This window comes from Pseudoxanthomonas putridarboris, assembly GCF_038321125.1.
Lineage (GTDB): Bacteria > Pseudomonadota > Gammaproteobacteria > Xanthomonadales > Xanthomonadaceae > Pseudoxanthomonas_A > Pseudoxanthomonas_A putridarboris.
Genome location: NZ_JBBWWT010000002.1, coordinates 303,664 through 323,061 on the forward strand (window position 1 = coordinate 303,664; position 19,398 = coordinate 323,061).

Here is a 19,398-nt window from a genome sequence, read left to right on the forward strand (position 1 = left end):
TGAAAGCAAAACCGTGGGAGCGACATAAGTCGCGACGGCAAGATCACCCGGCAGTGACTTTCCCCGGCAACGTTCTCACAATGCTGCCGGTTGCCCTGTCCGGTCTATGGCGCAGCCGTGGACGGCCCTCACTCCACCCGCGTGCCGAAGATGCGGTCGCCGGCATCGCCCAGGCCGGGCAGGATGTAGCCCTTGTCGTTGAGCCGTTCGTCGATGGCGGCGGTATAGATCTCGACGTCGGGATGCGCGGCTTCCAGCGCGGCCAGGCCTTCCGGTGCGGCGACCAGGAAGATGCCCTTGATCCGCTTCGCCCCGGCGCGCTTCAGCATGTCGATGGTGGCGATCAGGGTGCCGCCGGTGGCCAGCATCGGATCCAGGATCAGCGCGTCGCGCTCGTCCAGGCGCCCGGTCAGGCGTTCGAAGTACGGCACCGGCTGCAGCGTTTCCTCGTCGCGCTGCAGGCCGACCACGCTGACCTTGGCGGCGGGGATCAGCGCCAGCACGCCGGGCAGCATGCCCAGCCCGGCGCGCAGGATCGGCACCAGCGTGATCTTGGCGCCGGCGATCTTCTTCACCTGCACGGGGCCGGCCCAGCCCGGCATCGTGGCCGGTTCGGTGTCCAGGTCGGCGGTGGCCTCGTAGGCCAGCAGCGTACCGAGTTCGGTCACCAGTTCGCGGAATCCCTTGGTGCTGAGCCCGGCATCGCGCAGCAGGCCGATCTTGTGCTGTACGAGGGGATGGCGGACTTCGACGGTTTTCATGGGGCGGCTCCAGAGCGTATGCGCGAAGTCTGCAACAAACGGCGCGGGCCGTGTAGGCGCGAGCATAACAACCCTGGGTTTGTAGGAGCGGGCCATGCCCGCGATGCTCTTCGTCCAGAAGCATCGCGCCCATGTACCCCCGGGGCATGAAGCGCGTTCCTACAGGCCATTGCGAGGGGTCACGGATGGCTCCCGGAAGCCCGATCCATGGAGGATTGCCGTCGCGACTTGCGTCGCTCCCACAAGAACAACGATCTTTTCCGTCTTGCGGTGCGCGCGGCTTGCCGGAAAAAACGAAGCCGGCAGGCGCCGGCTTCGTGGCATCGGTCGATGGCCGATGGTCAGAACGCCCAGCGCAGGACCAGCTGGTAGCTCGGGCCGGCTTCTTCGGTTTCCAGCTCGTACTCGTCGTAGTCGCGGGCGATCTGGTCGCCCAGGGTGTCGAACTTGTGGAAGAACTCGTCTTTCGACGCATCCAGCAGGTTGGCGGCCGACAGGCGCAACGACACGTTCTTGCCGAAGCGCTTCTCGACGAAGGCTTCCAGGTCCTCGCCGTACTTGACGGTCACTTCCTCGCCCAGGACGCGCTCGTAGGCGTCGCCCTGCTTGCGGTAGCTCACGCCGAAGCTGGCGGCCAGCGATGGCAGGTCCTGGATGAAGCCGATGTTGAAGACCGACTTCGCCTGTTCGTTGAAGCGGCGCTGGCCCAGGAAGTCGTCGACCTTGGACTTCACGTACGAGTAGTTCAGGAACACGCCGGTGTTGTCCAGGCCGAACACGCTCAGCGGCGTGGACAGGTCGAACTCGACGCCGTAGACCTTGCCGTCGCCGACGTTGGCCGAGGTGAACACCCAGCTTTCCGCCGGCTCTGCCGCCATGGCCTCTTCGATGGTCTCGTAGTCGCCGTCCTCGACCATTTCCTCCCAGTTGTCGAGCGCTTCCTCGCTCGGCGCGCCGGTGTTGATCACTTCGATCAGGTTCTTGACGTCGCGGTAGAAGAAGTTGATGCCGACCACGCCCTTCTTGCCGAGGCGGCGCTCGTAGCCGAAATCGATGCCGTTGGCGGTTTCCGGGTCGAGACGGGGGTTGCCGATATAGTCGTTGTCGCCGAACTCGCCGTCCAGCAGGGCCGGGATCAGCTCGTTGAAGTTCGGGCGCTTGACGCTCTTGGCCAGCGACAGGCTGATGCGGTCGGCGTCGGTCAGGTCCCAGCGCAGGTGCGCGGACGGCAGCAACTCGTTGTAGTCCTTGCTGGCGCTGCCTTCCACTTCGCCGTCCTCGATGTAGCGGATGTCGGACTTGGTGGTTTCGTAGCGCAGGCCGGCTTCCCACGACAGGATGCCCACCTTGCCGTTGAACTGGATGTACGGGTCCAGGCGCTTTTCCTCGATCACGCTGGCGACGACGCCGTCCAGCTCGTAGACCACCGGGTCGCCTTCGTCATCGGCTTCCCACTCGTAGGTGGTGAAGGCGAAGTCGCGCTTCTTGCGGCGGTAGTCCACGCCGAACTCCATCTCGGCCGCGCCGACCGGGCGCTTGTGCGCGATCTTGAAGCTGCTCTCGGTGTCCTTGGCATCGATGTATTCGGCTTCGGCCTCGGATTCGTCCCATTCGCCGTTCTCGTAGGCGTGGGCTTCCTCGCTTTCCCAGCTCTTGTCGGTGAAGCGGGCGTGGTCGAGCTCGAACTTGGTGGTGCCGCCGGCCATGTCGAAGCGGTATTCCAGGCCCACGCCCCAGTTGGCCTGGTCGACGGTGGCCAGGCCCGGCACGTCGGAGGTGATCACGTCGTCGTCGTCGTACTCTTCCTCGAAGGACACTTCGGTCACGTCGCGGTCGGTCTTGACGTAGAAGCCGTCGATGCTGAGGCGGCCGGTGTCGCCGACGTTGGCGGTATAGGAGAGGTTGGCCGAGTAGTCGCGGCCGTCCTTGACTTCGGTCTGGTCCTCCCAGCTGACCAGTTCTTCCATCGATGGATCTTCGAAGCGGTCCGAACGCTTCAGTTTGGCGCGGTAGCGGTCCTGCACGTTGACGCCGGCGAGGATGCGGCCGCCCAGGGCGTCGCCGCTGGTCACCGCACCGAAGGTCGGGTTCACTTCGCCGTCGTACCAGCGGTTCGCGCCGATGCGGACATAGCTGCCGTCGAACTCGTAGGCGTCGCGCAGGACGATGTTGATCGCGCCGGCGATGGCGTCGCCGCTGCGGTTGGCGCTGTTGCTGCGCAGGATTTCGACACGGTCGACCATTTCCGCCGGGATCCGGTCGACCCAGAACGAACGGTCGTCGCCGGCGCCCGGCACCTTCTTGCCGTTGATCAGCACCTGGGTGTAGCCGCCGGGCAGGCCGCGCATCTGGGCGCCGTCGAATTCCATGATGTCCGAGCCGACGAAGCCGACGCCGGGCACGCGCTTGAGCATGTCGCCCACGGTGTTGGGCTCGAAGCGCTGGAAGTATTCCAGGTCGTAGACCAGGGTGGGGGCGGTGTCGTCGGTGCGGTTGCGGTAGGCGATCTCGGCCTGCACGACGATCGTGTCGAGCTGCTTGGGATCCGCCGCGGCACCGGCATCGGGCGCCTGGTCCTGCGCGATGGCGGCGAGGCTGGCCGGCAGCATGGCCATGCAGAACAGGGCCTGCGACAGGCCGGCGGCCAGGGCATTGCGTTTCATCGTGTAGCGTCCCCGTGATGAAAAGTAAACGCCACTTTGTAGGCATGCCGCATGGCGGGAACATGACACAAGGATTCCATTTCGATGACACTTCCGGGTCGCGGCCGGAATGACACGAAAGCGTCATGGAGCTTGCGTAAAAAATGACGGTTTGTTGACGGCGCAATCGCCGTGGGAGAAATCCAGTGAAGCCACGCCTTGTCCTGCTCGCGTTTCCGTTGTTGCTGGCCGCGTGCTCCGCCACGCAGGCGCCTTCGCCCGCGTCGACGGCGGAAGCGAGCGCGACCCCGGTGGACCGCGAACCGGACGAGAACGTCGAGAAGGACCCGCTGCTCAGCGAAGCGAAGGTGCCGCACGTGGTGGTGACGGAAGCCTTCATCACGGCCGCCACGCCGGACGAGAACGTGGATTCCCCCGCCAGTTGGCGCGCGCCGGACGGCAAGCGCTGGCTGATCGCGACGGCCAAGGCCACCAACAGGCTGGTGGTCTACGACGGCGGCACCGGCAAGCAGGTGCGTACCGTGTCCGGCACCGGCACGGCGCTGGGCCAGATGCGGCGCCCCAACGGCATCGCCGTGATCGACGATCTGGTGCTGGTGGTGGAACGCGACAACCAGCGCGTGCAGGTCTTCCAGTTGCCGGATTTCGAGCCGCTGCTGGCGTTCGGCGCCGAGGATCTCAAGCAGCCCTATGGGCTGTGGGTACGTCCGCAGAAGGACAGCTACGAGGTGATCGTCAGCGACAACTACATGTCGCCGCAGGACAAGGACCTGCCGCCGCCCCTGGCCGAACTGGACAAGCGTTTCAAGCGCTACCAGCTGCGCCGCGTGCCCGATGGCTGGCAGGCGACATTGATGGACATGTTTGGCGACACCACCGAGGCTGGCGCGATCCGCATCGCCGAGTCGGTGTTCGGCGACGCCGACAACGACCGCCTGCTCCTGGCCGAGGAGGATGTCGCCAGCGGTACCCGCCTGCGCGAGTACGGCCTGGATGGCAGGTATCGCGACCGCGACATCGGCGCGGACCTGTTCAAGGCACAGGCCGAGGGCATGGCATTGGCCAAGTGCCGCGATGGCGGCGGCTACTGGATCGCGACGGACCAGTTCAAGGACCGCAGCGTGTTCCATGTGTTCGAACGCAGGACGCTGGAGTATCGCGGTGCGTTCGCCGGGGACAAGACGGCCAATACCGACGGTGTGTGGCTGGACCAGAGCGTCGATGCGCGCTTCCCCGAGGGCATCTTCTATGCGGTGGACGACGACCAGGCGGTGGCCGCGTTCGACTGGCGCGATATCGCCAAGGCGTTGTCGCTGCCCGCCTGCCGGGGGGAATGACCATGGCCGTGATGGCGCCGCGAATGTCGCGCGGCCTGCTGGCCGCATTGCTGGCGATGTCGTGTCCGGCCGCATGGGCGCAGGACGCGGCCTGGCGCCAGCACGAGCCGAACACGCGCGTGCCGAAGGGCGTGATGCGCTATGCGCCGACGGGCTTCCCGGACCGCATCGTCGCTTCGCCGGCGGCGGATGCGGCGACCGGTTTCGCGGTCGCCTGGCGCACCAGCGCGGCGGTGGAGTCGCCGCTGCTGGAGGTGGTGGTGGCCGGCGATTCGCCGGACATGGGCGAACCGCGCCAGGTGCGCGCCACCACCCGCGTACTGGAGACCGAGAACGGCGTTGCCCACCATCACCGCGCCGACGTGGACGGCCTGCGGCCTGACACGCTGTACGCCTGGCGCGTACAGGGCGAGCGCACATGGAGCGCCTGGCACCACACGCGCACGGCCGCGGGCGCGGAGGCGCCGCTGACGCTGCTGTACTTCGGCGACACCCAGAACAAGAACGTCAGCCTGACCACCCGCGTGGTGCGTGAGGCCATGCGCCATGCGCCCGACGCGCGGCTGGCGCTGTATGCCGGCGATCTGGTCAGCGGCGGCGACGGCGAGGACGACAACGAGTGGGGCGAGTGGTTCGAGTCGAACGAAACGCTGCCCACCTCGATGGCCGTGGCGCCGGCGCCGGGCAACCATGAGTACTTCGAGGAATTCGAGGACACGCCTCAGGAGCGCCGCGTGCTGGGCGCGCACTGGCCGGTCCAGTTCGCCCTGCCGCGCAACGGCGTGGCGCAGGCGGCGGAAACGACGTACTGGTTCGATTACCAGGACGTGCGCGTGGTCGTCATCGATGGAACGTCGGCGCTGGATCTCGGCACCGCGAAGGCGCAGGCACAGTGGCTGGATGGCGTGCTGGCGTCCAACCCGCACCGCTGGAGCATCGTGCTGACGCACCAGCCGTTCTATTCGCCGCGCGAGGGGCGCGACAACGTGTTGCTGCGGAAGCACCTGCTGCCGGTCATCCGCAAGCGCAAGGTCGATCTGGTGTTGCAGGGCCACGACCATGTGTACGGACGCCGCTTGCCGGGCGACGAACCCACGCCCGTGTTCGTCGTCTCGGTCACCGGCGCCAAGCAGTACCGGTTGTCGGACGATGCCCGGACCACGATGAAGCCGGTGGCCGAGGACACCCAACTGTTCCAGGTGCTGCGCTTCGATGGGCCGCGCCTGCGCTACGAAGCGCGCACGGCGACGGGCCGGCTCTACGATGCGTTCGAGCTGGTCGATCAGGGGGCTACGGGCAAGCAGTTGGTCGAACATGCGGAAGAGCGTATCGACGAGCGCGACTGCGCGCGCGCCGAGACGCTCAAGGGCCGTGCCGACCGTTGCTGGGAATGAGCGTCTGCAGGAGGGGCTTTGGCTCCGACCGTTCCGCGCGCGAGGTGCATTGCAGTCGGGGCGGAAGCCCTTCCTGCAGGGGCACGGTTTCACCACCCTCTCCAATCTCCGGGAAATTCCCATGTCCAAGCGAAACCGTTTCGTACTCGCAGCGCTGCTGTGCGCATTGGCAAGTGCCGCCGTGGCGAGGGAAGAACACATCCGCCATCCCTTCCTGGCCGAACAGCCCAGGTCCGCACCGGAGGAAGTGCTGCTGGCCGTGGAGATTCCGGCGGGCAGTTTCACCAAGTACGAGATCAATGACGAGGGGCTGGTGTTCGTGGACCGTTTCCAGTCGATGCCGGTGGCGTATCCCGCCAACTACGGCTCCATGCCGCGCACGCTGGCCGGCGATGGCGATCCGCTGGACGCGCTGGTGCTGACGCGCGAGCCGCTGCATCCGGGCGTGCTGATCAAGTTCCGCCCGGTCGGCGTGCTGCGCATGATCGACGACGGCGAACACGACGAGAAGATCATCGGCGTCCCCACCGACAAGGTCGATCCCACCTACGCCGACATCCGCGACCTGTCCGACCTGCCGGAGATCGAGCGCGACCGCATCGAGGCGTTCTTCCGCGTCTACAAGGACCTGCCGAAAGGGCGCAATCCCGTGCAACTGGATGGCTTTGGCGATGCCGCGGAGGCGAAGGCGCTGATCCGCGCGTCGCTGGAGCGTTTCGACGCCAAGAGGCCGTAGGGCGGATATCGGCCCGTATCGATGGACAGGCCCGTCATCCCGGCGCAAGCCGGGACCCAGAGCCTCATGCTTTTCCGACTATCGCGGATGCCAAGTCACTGGGTCCCGGCTTGCGCCGGGATGACGTCGAGGGTGCCGGCGCGTAACGCGAAGGCCGGGTCGTAGCGTGCTTCGCCCGATTGCAGCGCGAAATCTTCGCTGGCGGCGCGCCACGGCGGGAGCGCCGGCCGCTCGTGGCTTCAGGCCGCGGCGGACTGCGACAGCCGCGGGCCTTCGCGCAATGCCTTGCCGACCATGCCCACCAGCAAGTCCAGTTCGTCGGACGTCATCATGAAGTGCGGGGTGAAGCGCAGCGAGTTGGCGCCGCCGTGGATGACGTTGAGCCCTTGTTCGCGCAGCCATTCCTCGGTGGAGCCGGCGCCGTAGCACTTGAACTGCGGCGACAGTTCGCAGGAGAACAGCAGGCCGGTGCCCTGCACGTTGGTGATCAGGCCGCCCAGCTCGCCCTTCAGTTTCTCCAGTTTCTGCACCGCTTCGACGCCGCGCTTGCGGATGTTGTCGCGCACCTGCGGCGAAAGCAGGTCCATCACCGCGCAGGCGACGTCCAGCGCGCGCGGGTTGGTGGTCATGGTGTTGCCGTACACGCCCTTGCGGTACAGGCCGGCGGCGCGCTCGTTCACGGCGAGCACCGACAGCGGGTACTGCGCGGCGTTCAGCGCCTTGGAATAGGTTTCCATGTCCGGCGCGTCCAGGCCCTCGAAGCCCGGGTAATCGACGATGGACAGCACGCCGTGCGCGCGCAGGCCGGCCTGGATCGAATCGACCAGGAACAGGCTGCCGTGGCCGCGGGTCAGTTCGCGCGCGGCCGCATAGAACGCAGGCGGCACCGAGCGGCCGGGGTCGCCTTCGCCCATCACCGGCTCCAGGAACACCGCCTCGACGAACCAGCCGTTGGCCTCGGCGTCGGCGAAGGCGCGCTTCAGCGCCTCCACGTCGTAAGGCTCGATGGCGATCAGCGAATCCTCGTTGCGGAAGCTGGCCAGGTGTTGCTGGTAGGCCTGGCGCGAGGAATCGGAATACAGCGCCGGGCGTTCGGTGCGGCCATGGAAGCTGCCCTTCACCACGACGCGCTTGATGGCGCGGCCGGCGTGGCGGCCGTCCGGATCGGTCATCAGCTTGGTGTTGATGTCGGCGATGCGCGCGGCCAGGCCGACCGATTCCGAGCCGGAATTCAGGCACAGGAACTTCGCGTAGGGACAGCCGCCGCGAGTGTGGCCGATCTCCCGGCGCAGTGCGCGGTCGAAGCGCAGTTGCGACAGGCTGGGGGTCATGATGTTGGCCATCACCTGCGGGCGCGCCATCGCGTCCAGCACCGCCTGCGGCGCGTGGCCGAAGCCGAGCATGCCGTAGCCGCCGGCGTCGTACAGCACCGCGCCGTTCAGCGTGACCACCCACGGGCCGCGAGCGGCCAGTGCGATGTAGGGGTTGATGGCGTCGTCGGCGTAGAAATTGACGTAGCCGGCCTGCACGGCGCGCAGCTGCGCGTTCTCGTCCAGGTCGAACAGTTCGGCGAACTCGTCGCGCAGGCGCGCGTGTTCGGCGGCGGCGGCCTCGATGGCGGCCGGCAGCTCCGGATGCGACTTGGCCAGCCGGATCACCGTGGCGTCGTCCAGGCCGTGGGTCAGGCGCTTGCCTTTGTGGGCGCGCAGGGGAGCAAGCGAGTCGATCGGGGCCATGGCATTCCTCCGGCTGGAAGCGTGAAACAGTTATTATCGGGATAAATTCGTCGTTTGACAGTTGTGATCCGCGCATTTTTCGTCGATATTTCGTCGATCCGCCGAAAACTGCCGTCCGAATGAAGCTCACCGCCGCCGACGAACAATTGCTCTCAGTGCTGCGCGAGAATGCCCGTGCCTCCACCGCGCAGATCGCCCGCCGGCTGGACCTGTCGCGCACCACCGTGCAGAGCCGGATCGAGCGGCTGGAACGCGAGGGCGTGATCAGCGGCTACACGGTGCGCGTCCACGACGAGTACGAGCGCGGCAACATCCGCGCCCACATCATGATCACCGTGCATCCCAAGCAGATGCCGGCCGTCGTCAAGGCGTTGCGCGAGATGCCGCAGGTGCGCCATCTGCATTCGGTCAGCGGCGGCTGGGACCTGGTCGCGATGGGGGTGGTGCCGACGGTCGCGGAGATGGATGTGCTGACCGACCGCATCGGCGCGATCGATGGCGTCGAACGGACGACTTCGTCCATCATCCTCTCGACGAAGTTCGAGCGCTGAAGGACCCCGACGGGCACACCATGCCGCAGGCCATGCTTCCCATCATCGACATCTCCGCCCTGTTCGACCGGGCGCAACGTGACCATCGCGAGCGGACTGCGGCGCGGATCGGCGAGGCGTGCCGCACGCAGGGGTTCTTCTACATCACCGGTCATCGCATCGCCGAGGAACTGCAGCGGGCGCTGCAGGCGGCCAGCCGGGAGTTCTTCGCGCTGCCGCAGGCGGAAAAGATGCGGATCGGGATGTTGCGCGGCGGTCGCGCCTGGCGCGGCTACTTCCCGGTCGGCGGCGAACTGACCAGCGGCAAGCCGGACCGCAAGGAGGGCCTGTACCTGGGCACTCCGTTGCCGCAAGGCGATCCGCGCGTGCGCGCCGGCTGGCCGCTGCACGGCGACAACCTGTGGCCGGAGCGGCCGCGGGAATTGCGGCAAGCCGTGCTGGACTACATGGCGGTGGCCGAACGCGCCGCGCACGCCGTGCTGGAAGGCGTGGCGCTGAGCCTTGGCCTGGACGACGACTGGTTCCTGCGGCATTACACCGCCGATCCGACGGTGCTGTTCCGGATCTTCCACTATCCCCCGCAGGCGCCGGACGAAGTGCAGTGGGGCGTGGGAGAACATACGGACTATGGCCTGCTGACGCTGTTGCTGCAGGACGCCGTGCCGGGCCTGCAGGTCAAGACCCGGCAGGGCTGGATCGCCGCGCCGCCGATCCCGGGCACGCTGGTCTGCAATATCGGCGACATGCTCGACCGCCTGACCGGCGGCGTCTATCGCTCGACGCCGCATCGCGTGCTCAACGCCAGCGGCCGCGAGCGTTATTCGTTTCCGCTGTTCTTCGACCCGGATTTCTCGGCGAAGGTGACGCCGTTGCCGCAGCATGCGCGCATCGATGCGACGCAGGTGGCGGCGGACCGCGCGGACCGCTGGGATGGCGCCAGCGTGCTGGCGCCGTTCGACGGGACCTATGGCGACTACCTGCTGGGCAAGGTCGGCAAGGTGTTCCCGCAACTGCTGGAACGGGTGGTCTGACGGCGGACCGTCCGGGCGGACGGCTACAATGCGCTGCCAGAAAATCCCCCCGCGATGAAGAAATCCGACTTCCACTTCGACCTGCCCGATGCATTGATCGCCCAGGCACCCTTGCCCGAGCGTTCCGCCAGCCGCCTGCTGGTGGTGCCGCCGGGCGACGCGCCCTTTGCCGACCGCCACGTTCGCGACCTGCCGGAATGGTTGAACCGCGGCGACCTGCTGGTGTTCAACGACACCCGGGTGATCCCGGCGCGCCTGTTCGGCCAGAAGGCCAGCGGCGGGCGGGTCGAGATCCTGATCGAGCGCCTGCTGCCGGACAACGTCGCGCGCGCGCAGATCGGCGCCAGCAAGTCGCCGAAGCCGGGCGGCCGCATCCAGCTGGATGCCGGTGGCGAGGCGGAAGTACTGGGCCGCGAAGGCGATTTCTACCAGCTCCGCTTCCATGTGCCCGACTCGCTGGAGAGCTGGCTGCAGAAGGCCGGCCGCCTGCCGTTGCCGCCGTACATCCGGCGCGATCCGGGCAAGGACGACGACGAGCGCTACCAGACCGTGTTCGCGCGCGAACTGGGCGCGGTGGCGGCACCGACCGCCGGCCTGCATTTCGACGATGCGCTGCTGGCCACGCTGCGCGCGCAGGGCGTGGAATTCGGCCACGTCACCCTGCACGTCGGCGCCGGCACCTTCCAGCCGGTGCGGGTCGACGACGTGCGCGAGCACCGCATGCACAGCGAATGGCTGAACGTCGGCGCGTCACTGGTGGAGCAGGTCCGCGCCGCGCGCGCGCGCGGCGGCCGGGTGATCGCGGTGGGCACGACGGTGGTGCGCGCGCTGGAATCGGCGACGCGCCAGAATGCCGCGGGCGAGGCCGAACTGCAGCCGTTCGCCGGCGAGACCCGCATCTTCATCTTCCCGGGTTACCGCGTCCGCAGCGTCGATGCGATGGTGACCAATTTCCATCTGCCGGAAAGCACGCTGCTGATGCTGGTCTCCGCCTTCGCCGGCAAGGCGCGCGTGTTCGCTGCCTACGAACATGCGGTGCGCGAGAAGTACCGCTTCTTCTCCTACGGCGACGCCATGCTGCTGTTCCCGCAGGGCGATCCCCTGTAGGAGCGGCTTCAGCCGCGACCGTGAAATAAAGAAACCCTTGGCCACAGATTGACGCGGACAAGCACGGATGAAGTTCTTTTCGCTTCATCTCATCCGTGTGATCCGTGCGAATCCGTGGCCAATGCTTGTTCTGTTCTTGCGGTCGCGGCTGAAGCCGCTCCTACAGGGGGCTTGGAGCGCGATTGGCTCCATTGCGGCAAAGCCACTAGTATTCCCGTTCGCTGCTCGCGCCTACCCGCTTCAGGCAACGCCAGAGCCGGATATCCCCCTTTCCAAGGAGACACTCCCGATGCGTCCTGTCGCACGCGCTTCCCGTTTCGCCCGAATTCCGCATATTTTCGTCGCCGCCGGCCTGCTGCTGGCGCTGGCCGCCTGCCGGCCGCAACCGGCGGGCGATGCAGCTTCCGGCGCGGCCGCCGCCGCCGATGCGGGCGAAGTCAATCTCTATACGACGCGCGAGCCGGCGCTGGTGCAGCCGCTGCTGGATGCGTTCACCCAGCAGAGCGGCGTCAAGGTGAATACCGTGTTCGTGCGCGACGGCCTGCCCGAACGCCTGCGCGCCGAAGCCGAACGTTCGCCGGCCGACGTGCTGATGACGGTGGACAGCGGCAACCTGTTGGACCTGGTCGATGGCGGACACACCCAGCCGATCGCCTCGGAGGTGCTGGACGCTGCCATCCCCGCCCACCTGCGCGGCGCGGACGGGCAGTGGTACGCGCTGTCCCTGCGCGACCGCGTGCTGTACGCGCGCAAGGACCTGTCGCTGTCGGGTTTCGCCTATGAAGACCTGGCCAAGCCGGAATGGAAGGGCAAGGTCTGCATCCGTTCCGGCCAGCACCCGTACAACACCAGCCTGATCGCGGCGATGATCGCGCACGACGGCGAAGCGGCCACCGAGCAGTGGCTGCGCGGCGTGAAGGCCAACCTGGCGCGCAAGGCGGCCGGCGGCGACCGCGAAGTCGCACGCGACATCCTGGGCGGCATCTGCGAGATCGGCATCGCCAACGCCTATTACGTGGGCCGGATGAAGAACAGCCCGGAAGGTTCCGAGCAGCGCCAGTGGGGAGACGCCATCCAGGTGGTGCGCCCGGTGTTCGCCTCGGCGCAGGACGGCGGCACCCACGTCAACATCAGCGGCGCGGCGGTGGCGAAGTTCTCGCCCAACCGCGACAACGCGGTGAAGCTGCTGGAGTTCCTGGTGTCGGACGAGGCGCAGAGCCTGTACGCGAAGGCGAACTACGAATACCCGGTGAAGGCGGGCGTGGAACTGGACCCGGTGGTGGCCAGCTTCGGCGAGCTGAAGGTCGATCCGCTGCCGTTGACCGAGGTGGTGGAGCACCGCAAGCAGGCCAGCGAACTGGTCGACCGCGTCGGTTTCGACAACTGATCGCGGCGTGGCCTATCCCAATAGCGTTAACAGGCCCTAGATGAGGCTGGCCCTCGCGGGCGCGGACCGCGCCTGGCAGTCGGCGGCGGTGGGCATCGCGCTGGTCGCGGCGATGCCGCTGCTGGCGCTGGCCTGGGCGGCGCTGCCGGGCAGCGAGGGGCTGTGGTCGCACATCGCCGTGCACGTGCTGCCGCGCGCCAGCCTCAACACCTTGCTGCTGCTGGGCGGGGTGGGCGTGCTGGTCGTCGCCATCGGCACCGGCAGCGCCTGGCTGGTGACCGCCTACGAGTTCCCGGGCCGTCGCCTGATGGCGTGGGCGCTGCTGCTGCCGCTGGCGGTGCCCACCTACATCGTGGCCTACGTCTACCTGGACCTGCTGCATCCGCTGGGGCCGGTGCACGGCGTGCTGCGCACGCTGCTGGGCATCGACGATCCGCGCGGGTTGCGGCTTCCCGACGTGCGTTCGCTGGCCGGCTGCATCCTGCTGCTGGGCTTCGTGCTGTACCCGTACGTCTACCTCAGCACGCGGGCGATGTTCATGACCCAGGCGGCCGGCCTGCTGGAGGCGGCGCGCTCGCTGGGCGTCGGCCGCGCGGCGCTGTTCCACCGGGTCGCGCTGCCGCTGGCGCGGCCGGCCATCGCAGTGGGCGTGGTGCTGGCGCTGCTGGAAGCGCTGAACGACATCGGCGCCTCCGAGTTCCTGGGCGTGCAGACGCTGACGGTGGCGGTCTACACCACCTGGATCACCCGCGGCGACCTGGCCGGCGCCGCGCAGATCGCGCTGAGCATGCTGGCGATCGTGGTGGCGCTGATCGTACTGGAGCGCCACGCGCGCCGGCGCCAACGCTACGCGGCGCAGCAGCGGCCGCGACCGATGCGACCGCAGCGATTGCGTGGATTTCCCGCGGCGTTGGCGTTGCTGCTGACGCTGGTGCCGGTGACGCTGGGTTTCGCGTTGCCGGCGCTGTACCTGGCGTGGAGCGCGCTGCGGCGATGGGGGGCGGCGGGTGGGGTGTCGCGCCAACTGCTCGCCAGCCTGTGGAACACGCTCACGGTGGCGTTGTTGGCGACCGTGGTCACCCTGCTGGCCGGGCTGGTGGCGGCCTGGGCGATGCGCCTGGCGCAGGCCCGGCGACGCGGTCGCGTGGAAGCGGTCAGCCTGCGCGCCGCGAGCCTGGGTTACGCGGTGCCGGGCACGGTGCTGGCGCTGGGCCTGCTGACGCCGCTGGCGTGGTTCGACAGTGGCCTGGCCGCATCGCTGGCGGTGTTCGGCGTGCCGCCGCGGATGTGGCTGATGGGCTCGATGGCGGCGCTGGTCATCGCCTACACGCTGCGCTTCCTCGCCATTTCGGCCGGCAGCGCCGAGGCCGGGTTGGCGCGCATCCCTGCCTCTCTGGACCAGGCCGCGCGCAGCCTGGGGCGGACCTCGGGCGGCATGCTGCGCGACGTGCATCTTCCCTTGCTGCGGCCTTCGCTGGCGGCCGGCGCGCTATTGGTGTTCGTCGATACGATGAAGGAACTGCCGGCCACGCTGATGCTGCGCCCGATCGGCTTCGACACGCTGGCGACCTGGCTGTACGCCGATGCCGCGCGCGGCGCCTACGAGGAAGGGGCGATCGCGGCGTTGCTGATCGTGCTGGCCGGCCTGTTGCCGGTGGCGTTGCTGGCGCGCACCGGCCAGCGTTTCGGAGGAGGGGTGGCGACGCGATGAATCCGGCCTGGCTGCGACTGGAACAGATCGGCGTGGGCTACCCGTCCGGAGGCGGCGTGCGAGTGGTGGTGGATGGCCTGTCGCTGTCGTTGCCCGCGGGCGAGATCGGCTGCCTGCTGGGCGCGTCCGGCTGCGGCAAGACCACGGTGCTGCGCGCCATCGCCGGTTTCGAGCCGTTGCGCGCGGGCCGCATCGTGCTGGACGGCGCGGTGCTGGTCGATACCGCCGTCGCGATGCCGCCGGAGCGGCGCCGGGTCGGCATGATGTTCCAGGACTACGCGCTGTTCCCGCACCTGGATGTGGCCGCCAACGTCGCTTTCGGCCTGCGCCGGCTGCCGCGGGCGGAGCGCGACGCCCGCGTGCGGGAAATGCTGGAACTGGTGGGGCTGGCCGGTTCCGCCTGGGCCTACCCGCACGAACTCTCTGGCGGCCAGCAGCAGCGCGTGGCGCTGGCGCGCGCACTAGCGCCGCGGCCGGCCTTGCTGCTGCTGGACGAGCCGTTCTCCAACCTCGACATCCACACCCGCGAACGCCTGGCCGAGGAATTGCGGGTGCTGCTGAAATCCACCGGCACCACGGTGCTGCTGGTCACCCACGACCAGACCGAAGCGTTCGCGATGGCCGACCGCATCGGCGTGATGGATGGTGGCCGCCTGCTGCAATGGGACGGCGCCGAGGCGTTGTACCGCCATCCCGCCGACCGCACGGTGGCCGGCTTCGTCGGGCGCGGCGCGCTGGTGTCCGGCGCGGCATTGGGCGAGGGCGAAGACGCGCTGGTGCTGCTGCGGCCGGAACACCTGCGCCTCGACCCGGCCGGTCCGGTGCGCGGACGCCTGCTGGCGAGAGCCTTCCGCGGGCCGGGCTACAGCGGCCAGGTGCGGCTGGCGACCGGGGAGATCGTCGAAATCGACCTGGGCGAAGCCGACCCGCCGCCTGCGGGCCAGGAACTCGGGCTGCGCTGGACCGACCCCGCGCCGGTACGTTTCCCGCGCCAATAGCGGATCGTGCGAGCGACATGGGCCGCGAACGGGAACCGAATGGAAGCGGAAAGCCATGGATCACGCGGATGGACACTGATGGAGCCTTCAAGGCTTTGATCCGCGTTGATCCGTGGCCGATGCCTGCCTCACGAGGGTGCCGGAAGCGCGGTCGTTCGCCATTCCGGCGCGCTGCGGCGCGTTCATGGCCGGATTCGGCTCACGGATTGCGGGGCGCGGTCGCGACTTGCGTCGCTCCCGTGGCCGATATCCGCGACAATAGCGGGTCTATCCGCCCGATCCGCTCCATGTCCCGACTCCAGTTCCAGTTGCACAAGACCGATGGCGTCGCCCGCCGCGGCCGCCTGACCTTCCCGCGCGGCACGGTGGAGACCCCGGCCTTCATGCCGGTGGGCACCTATGGTTCGGTCAAGGGCATCCTGCCGGAGCACGTGGAGGATCTCGGTGCGGAGATCATCCTGGGCAACACCTTCCACCTGTATTTGCGGCCCGGGTTGCAGGTGATGGAGGCGCATGGCGGCCTGCACGGCTTCGCGCGCTGGGACAAGCCCATCCTGACCGACTCCGGCGGCTTCCAGGTGTTCTCGCTGGCGCACCGACGCAAGATCACCGAGGCGGGCGTGACCTTCGCTTCGCCGGTGGACGGCGGCAAGGTGTTCCTCGGCCCCGAGGAAAGCATGAACATCCAGCGCGTGCTGGGCTCGGACATCGTGATGATCTTCGACGAGTGTCCGCCGGTGAACGTCGACGGCAAGCCGGTGGACCGGCGCGTGGTCGAGCGGTCCATGGAACTGTCGCTGCGCTGGGCCGAACGTTCCAAACGCGCCCACGAGGGCAACGACGCCGCCCTGTTCGGCATCGTGCAGGGCGGGGTGCACCCGGACCTGCGCTCGCGCTCGGCGGAAGGCCTGAAGGCGATCGGCTTCGATGGCTACGCGATCGGCGGCCTTGCGGTCGGCGAGACCGAGGAGGAACGCAATGCGATGCTCGAGCACGTGCACCCGCTGCTGCCGCAGGACCAGCCGCGCTACCTGATGGGCGTGGGCCGGCCGGAGGATCTGGTGGAAGCGGTGGCGCGCGGCGTGGACATGTTCGACTGCGTCATGCCCACCCGCAACGCGCGCAACGGCCACTACTTCACCTCGTTCGGCACCGTGCGCATCCGCAACGCCAGGTACGAACGGGACCTGGACCCCATCGAGCCCGGCTGCGGCTGCTACGCCTGCCGCAACGGCTTCACCCGCGCCTACCTGCGCCACCTGGACCGCTGCAACGAGATGCTGGCGCCCATGCTGGGCACCCTGCACAACCTCTGGTACTACCAGCAGGTGATGGCGCAGATGCGGGCCGCCATCGAGCAGGGGCGCTTCGCCGACTTCCGGGCCGGGTTCTACGCCGCCCGCGGGATCGACGCGCCGCCGCTGTAGGGGCCAGGGGCTGTGGGAGCGGCCTCCGGCCGCGAGCTTTCCCGGGCGGGGCCGCACAGCTCGCGCCGGGACGGCGCTCCCACTCCCGCGCGGGCCGGGGAACCATCCGGCGGTGGCGCGGTCTCTTCCGGTCCGGGGTGTGCGCAAGGCCCGGACGGGGGTGCGCCCCGCGTGGCATAATCCCCGGCTGCTTTTAACACTGAATGGACAAGTCCATGAATCTGCTCGATTTCTTCATTGCGCCCGCGTTCGCGCAGGCGGCTCCGGCCCAGCCCGGCATGGGCGGCTTCGGCCTGCTGATGCCGATCGCGCTGATCGCCATCATGTATTTCCTGATGATCCGCCCGCAGATGAAGCGCGCCAAGGAACACCGCGCCATGCTGGACAAGCTGTCCAAGGGCGATGAAGTGATCACCTCCGGCGGCATCGCCGGCACCGTCACCGACATCGGCGACAACTTCATCACCGTCGAGGTGGCCGACAACGTGCGCCTGCGCGTGCAGAAGGCCGCCGTGGGCAATGTGCTGCCGAAGGGCACGCTGAAGTCCGCCTGATACCACGCCGGGCCGCCGCCTGCCGCGGCGGCCCGGATGCCACACCTTCCTCACCACTGCTGAGCGCATGCCGCCGACGGCCATGCGCGGGTTGCCGCGATGCTTGAATTCCCACGCTGGAAATATGTTCTCATCCTGGTGGTGATGCTGGTCAGTACGCTGTACGCACTGCCCAACATCTATCCGCAGGACCCTTCCGTCCAGATCACCGCCAACCGCGGCTTCGCCATCGATGACGCCCTGCGCGGGCGCGTGGACGCGGCGCTGAAATCGGTCGACGTGACGCCGAAGGGCGTGGAGGCCGAGACCGGCAGCATGCTGGTGCGCCTGTCCGACCTGGAAGACCAGACCAAGGCCAACGATGCGCTGCGCCAGGCGCTGGGCGAGGACTACCTGGTGGCGCTGAACCTGGCATCCACCGTGCCCGACTGGCTCAGCCGGCTGGGCGCCCGTTCGATGGTGCTGGGCCTGGACCTGCAGGGCGGCGTGCACTTCGCGCTGCAGGTGGACCAGAAGGCGGCGCTGGACAAGCGCGTGGACGGCTACATGGAAGACACCCGGGTGACGCTGCGCGACAAGCGCATCCGCTACACCTCGGTCGAGCGCCGTCCCAACAACAGCATCGTGGTCACGCTGGCGGACGACCAGGACGTGCAGGCGGCGCAGACCACGCTGTCGCAGTCGCTCAGCGCGCGCGGCAGCAATGCCAGCGCGATACCGGGTGCGGGCCTGTCCTTCCAGTCCCTGGGCAACCAGATCACCATCGGCCTGCCGCAGGCCGAGCTGGACCAGATCGCCAGCGAAGCCATCGAGCAGAACCTCACCACGCTGCGCAACCGCGTCAACGAGATCGGCGTGTCCGAGCCGATCATCCAGCGCCAGGGCAACGACCGCGTGGTCGTGCAGCTGCCGGGCGTGCAGGACACCGCCGAGGCCAAGCGCCTGATCGGCGCGACCGCCACGCTCGAGTTCCGCGCCGTGGTGGAAGGCAACGCCGCCGACGCCGTGGCCAGTGGTCGGATCCCCCCTGAAGCGAAGGTGTACTACCTGCGCGACACGGGCCTGGACGGCAAGCCGGTCCCGGTGCTGCTGAACAAGCGCGTGCTGGCCTCCGGCGACGAGATGGTCAATGCCCGCGTCGGCGTGGACCAGAACGGCCTGCCGGCGGTGGACGTCACGCTCAACAATGTCGCCGGGCAGCGCATGTTCGACTACACCAGCGCCAACGTCGGCAAGCTGATGTCGGTGGTGTACATCGAGCGCATCCCGCAGGTGACCATGGTCGACGGCAAGGAAGTGCGCACCGTGCGCGTGCGCGAAGAAGCGCTGTCGCCGACCCGCATCGCCGGCGTGTTCGGCAAGAACTTCCAGACCACCGGCCTGGAGAAGACCGAGGCCGACAACCTGGCCCGCCTGCTGCGCGCCGGTTCGCTGGCCGCGCCGATGGATTTCATCGAGGAGCGCGTGGTCGGCCCCAGCCTGGGCAAGGAGAACGTGGCGCGCGGCACCCAGGCGGTGCTGTACGCCTTCCTGTTCACCCTGGTGTTCTTCGCGGTCTACTACCGCATGTTCGGCGTGATCACCGGCATCGCGCTGATGCTCAACCTGGTGGTGGTGGTGGCGGTGATGTCGCTGTTCGGCGCCACCATGACCTTGCCCGGCTTCGCGGGCCTGGCCCTTTCGATCGGCCTGTCGGTGGACGCCAACGTGCTGATCAACGAGCGCATCCGCGAAGAGCTGCGCGCGGGCGTGCCGCCCAAGGCGGCCATCGCCGGCGGCTACGAGAAGGCGTCCGGCACCATCTTCGACGCCAACCTGACCGGCATCCTGGCCGGCGTGGCGCTGTATGCGTTCGGCACCGGCCCGTTGAAGGGCTTCGCGGTGACCATGGTGATCGGCATCATCGCCTCGATGTTCACCGCGATCACCGTTTCGCGCGCGCTGGCGGTGCTGATCTACGGCCGCCGCAACAAGCTCAAGTCACTGGCCATCTGACGGGAGAACC

Annotated in this window: 15 protein-coding genes; 12 read left to right on the plus strand and 3 right to left on the minus strand. The window is 68.2% G+C overall.

Going from position 1 to position 19,398, the window contains the following annotated elements:
- Positions 1 to 128: 128 nt before the first annotated feature.
- Both upp and AAD027_RS05440 read right to left on the minus strand, forming a co-directional pair.
- A complete protein-coding gene (gene upp, locus AAD027_RS05435; RefSeq protein ID WP_341725001.1) occupies positions 129 to 761 on the minus strand; it encodes a uracil phosphoribosyltransferase in 633 nt (210 codons plus the stop codon).
- 341 nt (positions 762 to 1,102) lie between these two features.
- Entirely contained in the window at positions 1,103 to 3,424 is a 2,322-nt protein-coding gene (locus tag AAD027_RS05440) for a TonB-dependent receptor plug domain-containing protein (protein WP_341725002.1), read from the minus strand.
- Positions 3,425 to 3,648: 224 nt separating this feature from the next.
- Between AAD027_RS05440 and AAD027_RS05445 the strand changes: the two genes are divergently transcribed.
- The 3 genes from AAD027_RS05445 (at position 3,649) to AAD027_RS05455 (ending at position 6,891) form a co-directional block, all read left to right on the plus strand.
- Entirely contained in the window at positions 3,649 to 4,761 is a 1,113-nt protein-coding gene (locus tag AAD027_RS05445; protein ID WP_425605409.1) for a phytase, read from the plus strand.
- Between the two features lie 8 nt (positions 4,762 to 4,769).
- A complete protein-coding gene (locus tag AAD027_RS05450; protein WP_341725399.1) occupies positions 4,770 to 6,155 on the plus strand; it encodes a purple acid phosphatase family protein in 1,386 nt (461 codons plus the stop codon).
- 121 nt (positions 6,156 to 6,276) lie between these two features.
- Positions 6,277 to 6,891: an inorganic diphosphatase gene (locus AAD027_RS05455; protein WP_341725003.1), complete on the plus strand. Its 615-nt coding sequence runs from the start codon at positions 6,277 to 6,279 to the stop codon at positions 6,889 to 6,891.
- 239 nt (positions 6,892 to 7,130) lie between these two features.
- Here AAD027_RS05455 and AAD027_RS05460 read toward each other — a convergent pair whose 3' ends face one another.
- Positions 7,131 to 8,627, minus strand: coding sequence for an aminotransferase class III-fold pyridoxal phosphate-dependent enzyme (locus tag AAD027_RS05460; protein WP_341725004.1), 1,497 nt, complete (start codon positions 8,625 to 8,627; stop codon positions 7,131 to 7,133).
- Between the two features lie 119 nt (positions 8,628 to 8,746).
- On the opposite strand from AAD027_RS05460, the gene AAD027_RS05465 reads away from it, so the two are divergent.
- From AAD027_RS05465 to secD, 9 genes are all read left to right on the plus strand, one after another.
- A complete protein-coding gene (locus AAD027_RS05465; protein WP_341725005.1) occupies positions 8,747 to 9,178 on the plus strand; it encodes an Lrp/AsnC family transcriptional regulator in 432 nt (143 codons plus the stop codon).
- 32 nt (positions 9,179 to 9,210) lie between these two features.
- A complete protein-coding gene (locus AAD027_RS05470) occupies positions 9,211 to 10,209 on the plus strand; it encodes an isopenicillin N synthase family dioxygenase (RefSeq protein ID WP_341725006.1) in 999 nt (332 codons plus the stop codon).
- A gap of 54 nt (positions 10,210 to 10,263) precedes the next feature.
- A complete protein-coding gene (gene queA / locus AAD027_RS05475; RefSeq protein WP_341725007.1) occupies positions 10,264 to 11,316 on the plus strand; it encodes a tRNA preQ1(34) S-adenosylmethionine ribosyltransferase-isomerase QueA in 1,053 nt (350 codons plus the stop codon).
- Between the two features lie 289 nt (positions 11,317 to 11,605).
- A complete protein-coding gene (locus tag AAD027_RS05480; protein WP_341725008.1) occupies positions 11,606 to 12,703 on the plus strand; it encodes a Fe(3+) ABC transporter substrate-binding protein in 1,098 nt (365 codons plus the stop codon).
- A 40-nt stretch (positions 12,704 to 12,743) separates the two neighbouring features.
- Positions 12,744 to 14,414, plus strand: coding sequence for an ABC transporter permease (locus AAD027_RS05485; protein ID WP_341725009.1), 1,671 nt, complete (start codon positions 12,744 to 12,746; stop codon positions 14,412 to 14,414).
- On the plus strand, positions 14,411 to 15,412 hold the full coding sequence (locus AAD027_RS05490; RefSeq protein ID WP_341725010.1) for an ABC transporter ATP-binding protein: 1,002 nt from the start codon (positions 14,411 to 14,413) through the stop codon (positions 15,410 to 15,412). The genes AAD027_RS05485 and AAD027_RS05490 overlap by 4 nt, the downstream gene beginning before the upstream one ends.
- 287 nt (positions 15,413 to 15,699) lie before the next feature.
- On the plus strand, positions 15,700 to 16,839 hold the full coding sequence (tgt, locus tag AAD027_RS05495) for a tRNA guanosine(34) transglycosylase Tgt (RefSeq protein WP_341725011.1): 1,140 nt from the start codon (positions 15,700 to 15,702) through the stop codon (positions 16,837 to 16,839).
- Between the two features lie 215 nt (positions 16,840 to 17,054).
- Positions 17,055 to 17,393: a preprotein translocase subunit YajC gene (gene yajC, locus AAD027_RS05500; protein WP_341725012.1), complete on the plus strand. Its 339-nt coding sequence runs from the start codon at positions 17,055 to 17,057 to the stop codon at positions 17,391 to 17,393.
- 144 nt (positions 17,394 to 17,537) lie between these two features.
- Entirely contained in the window at positions 17,538 to 19,388 is a 1,851-nt protein-coding gene (gene secD / locus AAD027_RS05505; RefSeq protein WP_425605410.1) for a protein translocase subunit SecD, read from the plus strand.
- Positions 19,389 to 19,398: the final 10 nt, after the last annotated feature.

Coding starts and splice junctions, on each gene's coding strand:
- upp (WP_341725001.1), bottom strand. CDS start 761: ATGAAAACCGTCGAAGTCCGCCATCCCCTCGTACAGCACAAGATCGGC.
- AAD027_RS05440 (WP_341725002.1), bottom strand. CDS start 3,424: ATGAAACGCAATGCCCTGGCCGCCGGCCTGTCGCAGGCCCTGTTCTGC.
- AAD027_RS05455 (WP_341725003.1), top strand. CDS start 6,277: ATGTCCAAGCGAAACCGTTTCGTACTCGCAGCGCTGCTGTGCGCATTG.
- AAD027_RS05460 (WP_341725004.1), bottom strand. CDS start 8,627: ATGGCCCCGATCGACTCGCTTGCTCCCCTGCGCGCCCACAAAGGCAAG.
- AAD027_RS05465 (WP_341725005.1), top strand. CDS start 8,747: ATGAAGCTCACCGCCGCCGACGAACAATTGCTCTCAGTGCTGCGCGAG.
- AAD027_RS05470 (WP_341725006.1), top strand. CDS start 9,211: ATGCTTCCCATCATCGACATCTCCGCCCTGTTCGACCGGGCGCAACGT.
- queA (WP_341725007.1), top strand. CDS start 10,264: ATGAAGAAATCCGACTTCCACTTCGACCTGCCCGATGCATTGATCGCC.
- AAD027_RS05480 (WP_341725008.1), top strand. CDS start 11,606: ATGCGTCCTGTCGCACGCGCTTCCCGTTTCGCCCGAATTCCGCATATT.
- AAD027_RS05485 (WP_341725009.1), top strand. CDS start 12,744: ATGAGGCTGGCCCTCGCGGGCGCGGACCGCGCCTGGCAGTCGGCGGCG.
- AAD027_RS05490 (WP_341725010.1), top strand. CDS start 14,411: ATGAATCCGGCCTGGCTGCGACTGGAACAGATCGGCGTGGGCTACCCG.
- tgt (WP_341725011.1), top strand. CDS start 15,700: ATGTCCCGACTCCAGTTCCAGTTGCACAAGACCGATGGCGTCGCCCGC.
- yajC (WP_341725012.1), top strand. CDS start 17,055: ATGAATCTGCTCGATTTCTTCATTGCGCCCGCGTTCGCGCAGGCGGCT.
- secD (WP_425605410.1), top strand. CDS start 17,538: ATGCTGGTCAGTACGCTGTACGCACTGCCCAACATCTATCCGCAGGAC.